Source organism: Streptomyces sp. Q2, from assembly GCF_056820935.1.
On record NZ_JBXEJE010000038.1, the window covers coordinates 16950 to 30636 of the forward strand.

Consider the following 13687-nt stretch of genomic DNA (forward strand, 5'->3'; position numbering starts at 1 on the left):
CAAAGGCGGGAGACCTCATGCGCAAGACGTCTGTCTGGACGGCGGCACTGGTGAGCGCGGCGCTGTGGACGGGATTAGGGCCGGTGGGCGAGGCGTCCGCCGCGGCGACGCTGATCGTGGCGCCCAACGGCAGCGACACCGCGCCGGGGACCCTCGCCCAGCCCCTGCGGACGATCCAGCGGGCCGTCGACCTGGCCAGGCCGGGCGACTCCATCGCCGTACGCGGGGGCACCTACGCCCTCACCGACAACATCACCATCACCACGTCGGGCACCGCGTCCCTGCCCATCACCCTGGGCTCCTACCAGGGCGAGCGAGTCGTCGTCGACGGCGATCAGCTGCCCGCCAGCCACACGCCCGTCGGCGGCAGCATCGCGCGCGCCGACCGCGGGGCGATCCATCAGGAGGCGTCGTACTGGCGGATCTCGGACCTGGAGATCGTGAACGGGCCGTACGGCGTGTACTGCGACGGCTGCAACGGCAATGTCTTCGCGCGCCTGAAGACCCACGACAACTACGAGTCCGGCTTCCAGCTCCAGGGCGCCTCCAGCAACAACCAGATCCTGAACCTCGACAGTTACGCCAACCGCGACCCGCGCAAGAACGGCGAGAGCGCGGACGGTCTCGCCATCAAGGAGGGCACCGGGACGGGCAACGTGGTGCGGGGCGCCCGGCTGTGGAACAACGTCGACGACGGCTTCGACAACTGGAAGTTCACCTCGCCGGTCGTTGTCGAGAACACGGTCGCGTACGGCAACGGCTTCAACCGCTGGGGTTTCCCGGACTTCGCGGGGGACGGCAACGGCTTCAAGCTCGGCGGCGGCAGCCCGGCCCCGGCGGTGGCCCACACCCTCCGCAACAGTGTGGCCTTCAAGAACGCGGCGCACGGCATCACGGACAACGGCAACACCGGCGCGCTCGCCCTGACCCGCAACTCGACCTACGGCAACACGGGGACGGGCTTCGACGTCGACGTCTCGGGCGGCAAGGCAGTCCTCACCGCCAACCTTTCGGTGGCCGACGCACGTGCCGTGGCGCTCGGCTCGGCCACCGTGTCCAGCGGCAACTCCTGGAACCTGGGCGGTACCTGGAACGCGGCCTCGGTCCTGAGCACGGATTCGGCTCCCCTCACGGGCGCGCGAGCGGCGGACGGTTCCCTGCCGTCGGCACCGTCGTTCCTCGTCCCGCGGAGCGGGGCGGCCATCGGGGCACGGTTCTGACGCGAAGGGCACCCCGGCGGCGCCGGGTGATCACCGCAGGCCGCATGCTTGTCCCATGCCTTCGACGCCCCGTACGCGCCTGACCGGCTCCGGATCCGGTTCCTGCACCCTCGTCGTCTGCCGGGGCTGCTGCTGCGGAAACGCCCGCAAGCAGCCCGGCACCGACCCGGCATGGCAGCTGGACCTGCTGCGCGCCGGTGCGGCCGAGCACGGCTTCCAGGTGCGTACGACCGACTGCCTGGGCCCCTGCGACCAGGCCAACGTGATCGTGGTCCGCCCCTCGGCCGCCGGACGCCGGGCCGGGGGGCGGGCCGCCTGGATCGGGTTCGTCATGGACGACGACAGCACCGAGGAGGTCGTGCGGTGGGCCGCCGCCGGCGGGCCCGGCGTCGCCGAGCCGCCGGCCACGCTGGAGATGCAGTTCATCCGGCCGCCGCGGGACGCGCGCGTGCGGTCCCGGCGCTGACATCCCGCAATTGTTAATGGGATCCATTTTCATGTAGCGTCCTCGGTGCTCACCCCATCGAGGAGGACCGTCATGGCCGTACCCAAGCGGAAGATGTCCCGCAGCAACACCCGCCACCGCCGCTCGCAGTGGAAGGCCGCCACGCCGACGCTGGTGCCCGTCACGATCGACGGCGCGCGTCACCTCGTACCGCAGAACCTGGTCAAGGCGTACGAGCGCGGGCTGCTGCGCCCCGAGGGCTGAGTGCCGGTGTGGAACGACCTGCTGCCCGTCACCGTGCTGTCCGGGTTCCTCGGCGCGGGCAAGACCACGCTCCTCAACCACGTGCTCACCAATCGCCAGGGCCTGCGCGTCGCCGTCATCGTGAACGACATGAGCGAGGTCAACATCGACGCGGCCCTGGTGCGCGGCGGTCAGGCGGCGCTCTCACGGACCGAGGAACGCCTGGTCGAGATGACCAACGGCTGCATCTGCTGCACCCTGCGCGACGACCTGCTGGAGGAGGTCGACCGGCTGGCCCGCGAGGGCCGCTTCGACCACCTGCTGATCGAGTCAAGCGGGATCTCCGAACCCATGCCGGTGGCGGCCACCTTCGCCTTCGCCCGCGACGACGGTGCCACCCTCGGGGAGGTCGCCCGCCTGGACACGATGGTCACGGTCGTGGACGCGGCGGGCTTCCTGCCCGAGCTGGCGAGGGGCGACGAACTCGCCGAGCGCGGACTCGCCCCCTTCGAGGACGACGAGCGCACGGTCAGCGACCTGCTGGTGGACCAGGTCGAGTTCGCCGACGTCATCGTGCTCAACAAGCTCGACCTCGTCGACGAGGAGTCCGTGGCCCGGCTCAGGGCGGCGCTCGGCCGCCTCAACCCGGTCGCCCGGATCGTCCCGGCGACGGACGGGCGGGTCGACCTGGGGGAGGTCCTGGGCACCGGCCTGTTCGACCTGGAGCGGGCCCAGCAGGCGCCGGGCTGGGTGCGGGAGCTCAACGGCGAGCACGTTCCGGAGACCGAGGAGTACGGGGTGTCCTCCACCGTGTTCCGCTCCGAACTCCCCTTCCACCCCGCCCGGTTGTGGGACTTCGTGGTCCAGGAGCTGGACAGCGGCACGTACGGGAGGATCCTGCGGTCCAAGGGGTTCTTCACCCTCTCCAGCCGCCCGCACGTGACGGGCCTGTGGTCGCAGGCCGGCTCGGTGGCCCGGTTCGAGCCCTCCGCCGCCCGCGACCACGACGCCCCCCACGCGCAGGAACTGGTCTTCATCGGCACCGGGTTGGACGCCGACGCACTCCGAGCCGCCCTCACCGGCTGCCTCCTGCGCCCGGCCGAATCCGCCCCCCGGGCGGATCCGTTCCCCGCCTGGGACACCTACGGCATCGACGAGGCCTGCGACCACTCCGAGGTGTAGAGGAGGCCGCGTACCTTGCGCAGCCACGCCTCGACGGCCGCCTCCCCGGGCTGCTCGGGCAGCACGGTGGGCGTCTCGTCGAAGGCCGCCTCGTAGTGCCGGAGCAGGGGCAGCGCGGCCGACGGGTCGGCGGCGACGCGCTCGCCGAAGGCGTGGTACTCCTCGGGGTCCTCGACGCGGATCTCCAGTCGGCCGGTCGTGTACAGCACCAGACCCTGGTGGCACAGCCGCTTCAGGTGCCGGGCGTGCTTCGCGGTGCGCCTGCGGCTGTCCGCGGGGAACGAGCCGTCACCGCGGCCCTCCAGCCGCCGGAACTGCTGGGTGGCGTAGCCGAGGTAGGCGTCCCGGACGCGCTTGGCACTCAGGAACGACGTGCGGATGCCTATCAGTTCCTCACCGAGAGGGGTGCGGACCTCGTACAGGTCCTCCGGGAGCCACACCAGCTCCATGGCCGTCGGGTTGCCGCCCAGGGCGAGCCGGCACCACTTGGCGGCCTCATGCAGGGTGCGGTCCGGTGCGGTGGTGACGTGGGACTCCTTCGGCCCGCGCAGGCCGTGCAGCTCGACGGTGGGCGCGGCGAAGAGGCCGAGCCGGTCGACGTCGGAACCGGCGTGGGCGAGGCCGTACGCGGTGGAACCGACGATGCCGGACAGCAGGATGTTCGGGACGGTCACGGTCGGCCGCCTTTCGGGTATGTGGCTGTGCGGACGTGCGGCCGCCGCTGAGACGTGCTCCATTGTGATGACCTGCGACGTCGCGGTCATCCGGTTTTCCGCGGACCGACGGACACCGACGGCGGGAATGTCACCGCCCGCCAGGCGTTGAACCCCGTGTGAGCCCCCTGATCGCCGCCACCCCCTTCTCCGTCCTCGACCGCTCCCGCACCCGGGAGGGCCGCACGGACGCCGAGGCGCTGCGCGACACCGTGCGCCTCGCGCGGGAGCTGGAGGGGCTCGGCTATCACCGCTTCTGGGTCTCGGAGCACCACGGGGTGCCCGGGGTCGCCGGTTCGGCGCCGACCGTGCTGGCCGCCGCCGTGGCCGCCGCGACGCGGACGATCCGGGTCGGCACCGGCGGCGTGATGCTGCCCAACCACCAACCCCTCGTCGTGGCCGAGCAGTTCGGCGTGCTGGAGTCCCTCTTCCCCGGGCGGATCGACATGGGGCTCGGCCGCTCGGTGGGCTTCACGGACGGGGTGCGCAAGGCGCTGGGGCGTGACAAGGACGTCGCAGAGGACTTCGCGGGGCAGCTGGAGGAGCTGCTCGGCTGGTTCCGGGGCACGTCCCCGACGGGCGTGCACGCGCGCCCCGCGGAGGGTCTGACCGTGACGCCGTTCGTGCTGGCCATGGGCGAGGGCGCGACGATCGCGGCCCGCGCCGGGCTGCCGATGGTCATCGGCGACCTGCGCAACCGCGACAAGATGCGGCGCGGCATCGACCACTACCGCACCCACTTCCGCCCCTCCTCATGGGCGCCGGAGCCCTACGTCGTCATCTCCGGCACGATCGCGGTGGCCGCCACGCCCGAGGAGGCCCGGCGGCTGCTGGTCCCCGAGGCCTGGTCGATGGCGTACTCGCGCACGCACGGCACCTTCCCTCCCCTGCCGCCGGCCGAGCGCGTGGAGGCGCTGACGATGAGCGCCAAGGAACGCGGCCTGTACGAGTCGGGGCTCGCCGGGCACCTCGTCGGCACCGAGGAGCAGGTCGCCCACGAGCTGGAGACCGTGCTGAAGGAGACAGGGGCCCAGGAGGTGCTGGTGACGACGAGCACCTACGACCGCGAGGCCCTGCTGGACTCCTACCGCCGGCTGGCCCGGATCACCACCGGCGCCCCGCTCGCATAGGATCGCGGGGTTTGTCCACCCTCAGCCAGGCTGAATACCCGTACGGAGCTCCCGCCATGCACGATCCGCACGACCCGTACGTCCGCGTTCGCGGCGCCCGTGAGCACAACCTCAAGGGCGTGGACGTCGACGTCCCGCGGGACGTGCTGGCCGTGTTCACCGGCGTGTCCGGTTCGGGGAAGTCGTCGCTGGCGTTCGGCACGATCTACGCCGAGGCACAGCGGCGCTACTTCGAGTCGGTCGCGCCGTACGCGCGCCGGCTGATCCACCAGGTGGGGGCACCGAAGGTGGGTGAGATCACCGGTCTGCCGCCCGCGGTCTCGCTGCAGCAGCGCCGCTCGGCGCCGACGTCCCGCTCGTCCGTGGGCACGGTCACCAACCTCTCCAACTCCCTGCGGATGCTGTTCTCCCGGGCCGGCGACTACCCGCCGGGCGCCGAGCGGCTCGACTCGGACTCCTTCTCCCCCAACACGGCGGTCGGGGCGTGCCCGCAGTGTCACGGACTCGGGCGAGTGCACCGGACGACCGAGGAGTCGCTGGTCCCCGATCCGTCGCTGTCGATCCGCGACGGTGCGATCGCCGCGTGGCCGGGAGCCTGGCAGGGCAAGAACCTGCGGGACATCCTCGACGCCCTGGGCCACGACGTGGACCGCCCGTGGCGCGACCTGCCCGCCGAGCAGCGGGAGTGGATCCTGTTCACGGACGAGCAGCCGGTCGTCACCGTGCATCCGGTCCGGGAGGCGGAGCGCATCCAACGGCCGTACCAGGGCACGTACATGAGCGCCCGGCGGTACGTCATGAAGACGTTCGCGGACTCCAAGAGCCCGGCGCTGCGCGCGCGGGCGGAACGCTTCCTCACCAGCGCTCCCTGCCCGGTCTGCGGCGGCAGCAGGCTGCGCCCCGAAGCACTGGCGGTGACCTTCGCGGGCCGGACGATCGCCGAACTGGCCGCCCTGCCCCTGGTGGAGCTGGCCGCGATCCTCGACGCCGGCACGTCGGAGGCCGCCCGCGTCCTCACCGCCGACCTCAGGTCCCGGATCGCGCCGGTGGTCGAACTCGGCCTCGGCTACCTGGGCCTCGACCGTGCGACACCCACCCTCTCGGCGGGCGAACTCCAGCGGCTGCGCCTGGCGACCCAGCTGCGGTCCGGCCTGTTCGGAGTGGTGTACGTCCTCGACGAACCGTCCGCAGGACTGCATCCCGCCGACACCGAGGCGCTGCTGACCGTGCTGGCGCGGCTGAAGGCGGCCGGGAACTCGGTGTTCGTGGTGGAGCACCACCTCGACGTCATGCGCGGTGCCGACTGGCTCGTGGACGTGGGACCGCTGGCCGGTGAGCACGGCGGTCGGGTGCTGCACAGCGGGCCCGTGGCCGGGCTGGCCGGTGTCACCGAGTCGGCCACCGCCCGCTTCCTCTTCGACCGCTCCCCCGCACCCGTACGCGAAGTCCGCCCGGCGCGCGGCCGGTTGCGGGTCGGCCCGGTCACCCGGCACAACCTGCGCGCGGTGACCGCCGAGTTCCCCCTCGGGGTGTTCACCGCGGTCACCGGCGTCTCGGGATCCGGGAAGTCCACGCTGATCGGGGAGATCACCGAGGACCTGCCGGGCGTGCGGCGGCTGGTCTCGGTCGACCAGAAGCCCATCGGACGCACCCCGCGCTCCAACCTGGCGACGTACACGGGCCTCTTCGACGTCGTACGCAAGGTGTTCGCGGCCACCGACGAGGCCCGCTCGCGGAGTTACGGCGTGGGCCGCTTCTCCTTCAACGTCGCGGGAGGGCGCTGCGAGACCTGCCAGGGCGAGGGGTACGTGACCGTCGAGCTGCTGTTCCTGCCGAGCACCTACACGCCGTGCCCCGACTGCGGCGGGGCGCGCTACAACCCCGAGACCCTCGAAGTGACGTACCGGGGGCGGAACATCGCGCAGGTCCTGGACCTCACGGTGGAGTCGGCGGCCGAGTTCTTCGCGGACACTCCGGCCGTGGCGCGCAGTCTGACGACGCTCCTCGACGTCGGTCTCGGCTATCTGCGTCTCGGGCAGCCCGCGACCGAACTCTCCGGCGGCGAGGCCCAGCGCATCAAGCTGGCGAGCGAGTTGCAGCGCGCGCGACGCGGTCACACCCTCTACCTCCTCGACGAGCCGACGGCCGGTCTCCACCCGGCCGACGTCGAGGTCCTGATGCGTCAGCTACACGGCCTGGTCGACGCCGGGCACACCGTGATCGTCGTCGAGCACGACATGGCGGTCGTCGCGGGCGCGGACTGGGTGATCGACCTGGGGCCGGGCGGCGGCGACGAGGGCGGGCGGATCGTGGCGGCGGGGGTGCCGGCGGAGGTGGCGCGGGCGGAGGGGAGCGCCACGGCGGCATATCTGGAGCGGGTGCTCCGGTAGTCGACGGGACGGTCGCGGCCTCTGAGGTGGGGGCGCCCTGGCGGACGTCTGGCGGGCCGCCGGTGCGGACGGGCCGGCGCTGGAGCTACCGGGTGCTGCGGTCGTCGGCCTCGCGGCCGCGACCGGGCTGGTCGGCTTCTGGGTAGATGCGCCGGGCCTGCCCGTTCGTGCACGCGTGCTCCAGGACGCCGTCCGGCCCGGGGCCATCCTGGCGCCGGCCGTCGCGTCGCTCGCCCTGACCGTCGCTGTCGCCCTCGCCCTCGCCCTCGCCCTCGCCCTCGCGTGACGACTGTGCCGCACGAGGGCTCGCCGCGTGCACGACGGCGACTGCCGAGAGGGCGACCGCCAGGCCGACGGCGGTCCGCGCGGTGAACGGTTCGCCGAACATGAGCGCGCCCCAGACGGCCGTGACGGGAGCCATCAGGAACATGAGCGTGTTGACCTTGGTGACACCGAAGCGCCGCAGCACGATCCAGTAGAGCCCGTAGCCGCCGAATGTCGACAGTGTCACGAGCCACACGATCGCGATCCAGAACGACGGCGCCGAGGGGGGCGCGGCCGACCCGACCGCGAGGGCGGCGCCGGAGAAGACGAGCGCACTGGTGACGCAGTGGACGGTCATCGACACCGCGGGCGTGACGTGCGTACGGGAACGCTGTTCGATGAAGGTGGCCGCCACCAGGGACAGCATCCCCGTGAACGGCACCAGATAGGACCACCAGGCCACACCGCCGTTGGCTCCGGCGTCGGCGGTGGCGACCAGGGCGACGCCGACGAGCCCCAGGCACAGGCCGAGCCACTGCCGGCTGGAGACGTACTGGCGCAGGAGCGGGCCGGCGAGCGCTCCGGCGACGAGGGGCTGGGTGCCGTCGATCAGGGCGGTCGTGCCGGTGGAGACGCCGAGCTGGATCGCCCAGTAGACGGTGAGCAGGTAGCCGCTCTGGGAGAGGAGCCCGATCACGGTCTGCCGTCCGACGTCGCGCGTGGTCAGCCCGCGCCAGGAGGCCCTGTGGCGGGTGGGGGCCGCCGCGGCGAGGACGAGGGCCAGTGGCAGGAACCGCCACATCAGGATCGTCAGTGCACCGGCGTCCTCCGTGCCCAGCTTGGCGCCCACGAAGCCCGAGCTCCAGCACAGCACGAAGGCGACGGAGAGGAGGAGGTTCACGGCTGATCACCCACCAACACCACTAAACAGATCGGTATACCTGTCAGGGTTCCCACTATACAGATCGGTATACTTTCCGTCATGGGCACCAGACGGATCACGATGACCCCGGGCGCGCGCCGTGTTCTCGCCGCCGCGTCACGGCTCTTCTACGACCAGGGCATCCACGCGGTCGGGGTGGACCTGATCGCCGCCGAGGCCGGGGTCACGAAGAAGACGCTGTACGACCGGTTCGGCTCCAAGGAGCAGATCGTCGTCGAGTACCTGGCCGACCGTGACGAACGCTGGCGGGCGTTCGTCACGGAGTGGCTGGAGCGGACGGAGCCGGGATCCGTCGACCGCGTCCGCGCGGTCTTCGACGCCTCGCAGGCGTGGATGACCGAGAGCAGCCCCAAGGGATGCAGCATGGTCAACGCGCATGCCGAGATCAGCGATCCCTCCCATCCGGCCTACGCGATCATCACCGGCCAGAAGGAGTGGATGCTGGCGCTCTTCGCCGACCTGGTCCGCGACATCCGCGACATCGTCCCGAGCAGAGCCGACGAACTGGCCCGCACGCTCATGCTGTTCCACGAGGGTGCGATGGTCGCCCACGGCCTGCGGGTCTTTCCCGACCCGATCGGCCACGCGCGCGACCGGGCGGCCGAACTCCTTCACGGGGCCGGCGCCGACGACGGGCGTTAGGACAGCAAGGTCGTGCGGGCACGCGCCGGCTCCGGCAGCGCGTCCCACTGCGCCGCCCGGGCCAGGGCGCGACGGTCGAGGTGGCGGCCCGGCGGGATGGCGGCCCGGACCTCCACCTCGGCCACCAGCCCTCGTGCCGAGGCCACCCGCCACAGAGAGGCGAGCAGGGTGTCCTCGCCGACGAAGGCGGGCGCCGTGCTGGCCGCTCCCCGGGCGGTGCGGTAGCGGATGCGCACGGGCTGGACGGGAACCCCCGCGTCGAGCGCGGCCTGGAAGACGGCCCGGCGGAAGGGCCCCTGGGCGCGGCCGCACCAGGTGCTTCCCTCGGGGAAGGCGACGACCGCCGAGCCGTTCCGCAGCACCTCGGCGACGCCGGCGACCGTGGCGGGGAGCGCGCGCAGCCGGTCCCGCTCGATGAATAGCGCGCCCCGGGCGGCCAGCGGCCCCGCCACGGGCCACCGGCGGATCTCGGCCTTGGCGAGCGTCCTGGCCGGGCGTACGGCACCCAGCAGCGGGATGTCCAGCCACGAGATGTGGTGGGCGACCAGGAGGAGTCCGCCGGTTGGCGCTGCGACCCCGGTCACCCGGACCCGTAGCCCCGCCGCTCGTACGACCGCCCGGCACCACCTGCTGACCACGGCGGCGGGCACGAGAGCGCCGAGCGGCGACAGGAGGACCCCGGCGGCCACCAGGACCGTGACCGCCAGCAGCCGCAGCACGGCAAGCGGTACGGCGACGGCGGACCCCGACGACGAGTCCACGCACGCCGCGGGGGTGCAGGGAGCGCCCGGCAGCCAGACGCTCATCAGGCGGGGGCGAGGGAGAGGAAGTGCCGCAGGTAGCGCGGGTCGACCCGGCGCATCGACAGCAGCACGTACAGGTCGGCGACCTTGAAGTCCGGGTCGTGGGCGGGCTCCGCGCAGACCCAGGCGCCCAGGCGGAGGTAGCCACGCAGGAGGGCGGGCAGCTCGGTGCGGGCGGCGGGCGGCGCGCTGCTCGGGACCCAGGGCAGCAGCGGCCGTACCCGGAACTCCTCGGGGGCGAGGTGTTTGCCCCGCACCCGGTCCCAGGTCCCGGCCGCTAGGGCGCCGCCGTCCGCCAGCGGGATCGAGCAGCAGCCGGCGAGCCACTCGTGACCGCGGTCCACCATGTAGCGGGCCAGACCGGCCCAGATGAGCCCGATGACCGCGCCGTCCCGGTGGCCGGGGTGGACGCAGGAACGGCCGACCTCGACGAGTCCCGGGCGGATCGGGTCGAGCCGGGTGAGGTCGAACTCGCCCTCCGCGTACAGGCGTCCGGCGACGGCGGCCCGTTCCGGCGGCAGCAGCCGGTACGTCCCGACGACCTGGCCCGTCGCCGTGTCCCGCACGAGCAGGTGGTCGCAGTGGGCGTCGAAGGGGTCTGTGTCGAGGCCCGGCTGCGGGGAGTTCAGGAGGGCGCCCATCTCCCCGGCGAACACCTCGTGCCGCAGCCGCTGTGCGGCCCGCACGTCGGCCTCGTCGCGGGCCAGGGTGACGGTGTAGCGGGCGGGGGCGGTCGGCTGCGGGGGACGGTCGAGCGTGGAAACGCCGGTCATGGCACTCTCCTGGTCGGGCCGGGGCGGCGAGCGGTGCCGCCGCTCCTGTTCTTCCGACCCCGGCTGACCGGCGCGTGACGAGTGCCAGGAGCGCGGATGTGGGGATGCTGAAATGCCAGGGGCGCCCCCGAAAAGCGAGACGGGACCGGGGATGAGCACCACTCCCGGCCCCGCCCGTCCGCACCTTTCGGCGAACGCTTCCTGTGACAGCCGGCCCCCACGGCGTTACCGCTTGCCCGCCTTCCGCGCGGCCCGCAGCCACTCCTTGTTCATCCCGGTGATGGACACGAGCGGAATCCCCTTGGGGCAGGCAGTGGCACACTCCCCCGCCAACGTGCAGCCCCCGAACCCCTCGTCATCCATCTGCGCGACCATGTCCAGCACCCGCGTCTCCCGCTCCGGCGCCCCCTGCGGCAGTACGTTCAGGTGGTTCACCTTGGCCGAGGTGAACAACATCGCCGCCCCGTTGGGACAGGCCGCCACACACGCCCCGCACCCGATGCACTCCGCGTGCTCGAACGCGAAGTCCGCGTCCGGCTTCGGTACCGGCGTCGCATGCGCCTCGGGCGCCGCACCGGTCGGCACGGTGATGTACCCGCCGGCCTGGATGATCCGGTCGAAGGCGGTCCGGTCGACGACCAGATCCTTGATCACCGGGAACGCCGACGCCCGCCACGGCTCGATGTCGACCGTGTCGCCGTCCTCGAAGGACCGCATGTGCAGCTGACAGGTCGTGGTGCGCTCGGGCCCGTGCGCGTCACCGTTGATGACGAGCGAACACGCCCCGCAGATGCCCTCCCGGCAGTCGTGGTCGAAGGCGACGGGGTCCTCGCCGCCCAGGATGAGCTGCTCGTTGAGGGTGTCGAGCATCTCCAGGAAGGACATGTCGCGGGAGATCCCGTCCACCTCGTACGTGGACATGGCGCCTTCGGCGTCGGCGTTCTTCTGCCGCCAGACGCGCAGGGTGAGCTTCATGCGTAGCTCCGCTGAGTGGGGTGGACGTACTCGAAGACCAGGTCTTCCTTGTGCAGGACGGGGGCGTCACCGGTACCGGTGAACTCCCAGGCGGCCGCGTAGGCGAACTCGTCGTCCCTGCGGGCGGCCTCGCCGTCCGGGGTCTGGGACTCCTCCCGGAAGTGGCCGCCGCAGGACTCGGCCCGGTGCAGCGCGTCGAGACACATCAGCTCGGCGAGCTCCAGGTAGTCGACGACCCGGTTGGCCTTCTCCAGCGACTGGTTGAACTCCTCGCCGGTGCCGGGGACCTTGATCCGCCGCCAGAACTCCTCGCGGATCTGCGGGATCCGCTCCAGCGCCTTGCGCAGTCCGCTGTCGGTGCGGGCCATGCCGCAGAACTCCCACATGAGTTCGCCGACCTCGCGGTGGAAGGAGTCGGGGGTGCGGTCGCCGTCGACGGACAGCAGCAGGTTCAGCCGGTCCTCGGTCTCCGCCAACACCTCCTGCACGGCGGGATGTCCGGCGGTGACGGCCTCGTGGTGCGGGTTGCGGGCGAGGTAGTCGTTGATGGTCGCCGGCAGGACGAAGTAGCCGTCGGCGAGACCCTGCATGAGGGCGGACGCGCCCAGCCGGTTCGCCCCGTGGTCGGAGAAGTTGGCCTCGCCGACGGCGAACAGGCCCGGGATCGTGGTCTGGAGGTCGTAGTCCACCCACAACCCGCCCATGGTGTAGTGCACGGCGGGATAGATCCGCATCGGCACCTCGTACGGATCCTCGTCGGTGATCCGCTGGTACATGTCGAAGAGGTTGCCGTACTTGGCCTCGACGGCCTTGCGCCCCATGCGCTCGATCGCGTCGGCGAAGTCGAGGTACACGCCCTGCCCGCCGGGCCCGACGCCCCTGCCCTCGTCGCAGACGTTCTTCGCGGCGCGGGAGGCGATGTCACGCGGGACCAGATTGCCGAAGGACGGGTAGATGCGCTCCAGGTAGTAGTCGCGCTCGTCCTCGGGGATCTTGTTCGGCGGCCGGTCGTCGCCCTTGGCCTTCGGCACCCAGATCCGGCCGTCGTTGCGCAGCGACTCGCTCATCAGCGTCAGCTTGGACTGGTGGTCGCCGGTGCGCGGGATGCAGGTGGGGTGGATCTGCGTGAAGCAGGGGTTGGCGAAGTAGGCGCCGCGCCGGTGCGCCCGCCAGACGGCGGTGGCATTGGAGTTCATGGCGTTCGTCGACAGGTAGAAGACGTTGCCGTAGCCGCCGCTCGCCAGGACGACGGCGTCCGCGAAGTACGTGTCGATGCGACCGGTGACGAGATCGCGGGCCACGATGCCGCGTGCCTTCCCGTCGATGACGATCAGGTCGAGCATCTCGGTACGCGGGTGCATCTCGATGTTCCCCGCCGCGATCTGCCGGGAGAGCGCCTGATAGGCACCGAGCAGCAGTTGCTGCCCCGTCTGGCCGCGGGCGTAGAAGGTCCGGGACACCTGGACGCCGCCGAAGGAGCGGGTGTCGAGCAGACCGCCGTACTCGCGGGCGAACGGCACGCCCTGCGCGACGCACTGGTCGATGATCTCGACGGAGATCTGCGCCAGCCGGTGGACGTTCGACTCGCGCGCCCGGAAGTCGCCGCCCTTGACGGTGTCGTAGAACAGCCGGTGGATCGAGTCGCCGTCGTTGCGGTAGTTCTTCGCCGCGTTGATGCCGCCCTGCGCGGCGATGGAGTGGGCGCGGCGCGGCGAGTCCTGGTAGCAGAACTGGACCACGTGGTAGCCCTGTTCGGCGAGGGTGGCGCCGGCCGAGCCGCCCGCCAGGCCCGTCCCGACGACGATCACCGTGTGCTTGCGCCGGTTGGCGGGGTTGACCAGCTTGGCCTCGAAGCGGCGCTTGTCCCAGCGCTCGCCGATCGGGCCGGCGGGGGCCTTGCTGTCGAGGACCGGCTCGCCAGTCGCGAATTCCGTGTATTGCGTGTATTCGGCGGAAGAGTTCAT

Annotated in this window: 13 protein-coding genes; 7 read left to right on the forward strand and 6 right to left on the reverse strand. The window is 71.8% G+C overall.

Features of this window, described 5'->3' with window-relative positions; translation table 11 throughout:
- Window positions 1-17: 17 nt before the first annotated feature.
- From ACWBNA_RS35060 to ACWBNA_RS35075, 4 genes are all read left to right on the forward strand, one after another.
- A complete protein-coding gene (locus ACWBNA_RS35060) occupies window positions 18-1220 on the forward strand; it encodes a right-handed parallel beta-helix repeat-containing protein (RefSeq protein ID WP_482708543.1) in 1203 nt (400 codons plus the stop codon).
- A gap of 55 nt (window positions 1221-1275) precedes the next feature.
- On the forward strand, window positions 1276-1686 hold the full coding sequence (locus ACWBNA_RS35065; protein ID WP_482708544.1) for a (2Fe-2S) ferredoxin domain-containing protein: 411 nt from the start codon (window positions 1276-1278) through the stop codon (window positions 1684-1686).
- Window positions 1687-1758: 72 nt separating this feature from the next.
- On the forward strand, window positions 1759-1929 hold the full coding sequence (rpmF, locus tag ACWBNA_RS35070; RefSeq protein WP_482708545.1) for a 50S ribosomal protein L32: 171 nt from the start codon (window positions 1759-1761) through the stop codon (window positions 1927-1929).
- 6 nt (window positions 1930-1935) lie between these two features.
- Entirely contained in the window at window positions 1936-3090 is a 1155-nt protein-coding gene (locus ACWBNA_RS35075; protein WP_482708546.1) for a GTP-binding protein, read from the forward strand.
- Here the strand turns inward: ACWBNA_RS35075 and ACWBNA_RS35080 are convergent.
- On the reverse strand, window positions 3051-3764 hold the full coding sequence (locus ACWBNA_RS35080; protein WP_482708547.1) for a nucleotidyltransferase domain-containing protein: 714 nt from the start codon (window positions 3762-3764) through the stop codon (window positions 3051-3053). The genes ACWBNA_RS35075 and ACWBNA_RS35080 overlap by 40 nt on opposite strands.
- Before the next feature lie 158 nt (window positions 3765-3922).
- Between ACWBNA_RS35080 and ACWBNA_RS35085 the strand changes: the two genes are divergently transcribed.
- Both ACWBNA_RS35085 and ACWBNA_RS35090 read left to right on the forward strand, forming a co-directional pair.
- Window positions 3923-4933, forward strand: coding sequence for an LLM class flavin-dependent oxidoreductase (locus ACWBNA_RS35085; protein WP_482708548.1), 1011 nt, complete (start codon window positions 3923-3925; stop codon window positions 4931-4933).
- A gap of 56 nt (window positions 4934-4989) precedes the next feature.
- Window positions 4990-7323, forward strand: a complete 2334-nt coding sequence (locus tag ACWBNA_RS35090; RefSeq protein WP_482708549.1) for an ATP-binding cassette domain-containing protein — start codon at window positions 4990-4992, stop codon at window positions 7321-7323.
- Between the two features lie 85 nt (window positions 7324-7408).
- Here the strand turns inward: ACWBNA_RS35090 and ACWBNA_RS35095 are convergent, their stop codons facing one another.
- Window positions 7409-8488 carry a DMT family transporter gene (locus ACWBNA_RS35095; protein ID WP_482708550.1) on the reverse strand — a complete coding sequence of 360 codons (1080 nt, stop codon included), beginning with the start codon at window positions 8486-8488 and terminating at the stop codon, window positions 7409-7411.
- Window positions 8489-8569: 81 nt separating this feature from the next.
- Between ACWBNA_RS35095 and ACWBNA_RS35100 the strand changes: the two genes are divergently transcribed.
- Window positions 8570-9172 carry a TetR/AcrR family transcriptional regulator gene (locus tag ACWBNA_RS35100; RefSeq protein WP_482708551.1) on the forward strand — a complete coding sequence of 201 codons (603 nt, stop codon included), beginning with the start codon at window positions 8570-8572 and terminating at the stop codon, window positions 9170-9172.
- On the opposite strand, the gene ACWBNA_RS35105 is transcribed toward ACWBNA_RS35100, so the two are convergent.
- From ACWBNA_RS35105 to ACWBNA_RS35120, 4 genes are all read right to left on the reverse strand, one after another.
- The gene (locus ACWBNA_RS35105; protein ID WP_482708552.1) at window positions 9169-9978 is read right to left on the reverse strand and encodes a lysophospholipid acyltransferase family protein; all 810 of its coding nucleotides are present in this window, start codon (window positions 9976-9978) and stop codon (window positions 9169-9171) included. The two genes, ACWBNA_RS35100 and ACWBNA_RS35105, sit on opposite strands and share 4 nt — an antisense overlap.
- Window positions 9978-10748 carry a GNAT family N-acetyltransferase gene (locus ACWBNA_RS35110; protein ID WP_482708553.1) on the reverse strand — a complete coding sequence of 257 codons (771 nt, stop codon included), beginning with the start codon at window positions 10746-10748 and terminating at the stop codon, window positions 9978-9980. The genes ACWBNA_RS35105 and ACWBNA_RS35110 overlap by 1 nt, the downstream gene beginning before the upstream one ends.
- A 225-nt stretch (window positions 10749-10973) precedes the next feature.
- Window positions 10974-11723 (reverse strand): succinate dehydrogenase/fumarate reductase iron-sulfur subunit, encoded by a 750-nt coding sequence (locus ACWBNA_RS35115; protein ID WP_482708554.1) that lies wholly within the window; start codon window positions 11721-11723, stop codon window positions 10974-10976.
- Entirely contained in the window at window positions 11720-13687 is a 1968-nt protein-coding gene (locus ACWBNA_RS35120) for a fumarate reductase/succinate dehydrogenase flavoprotein subunit (protein WP_482708555.1), read from the reverse strand. The genes ACWBNA_RS35115 and ACWBNA_RS35120 overlap by 4 nt, the downstream gene beginning before the upstream one ends.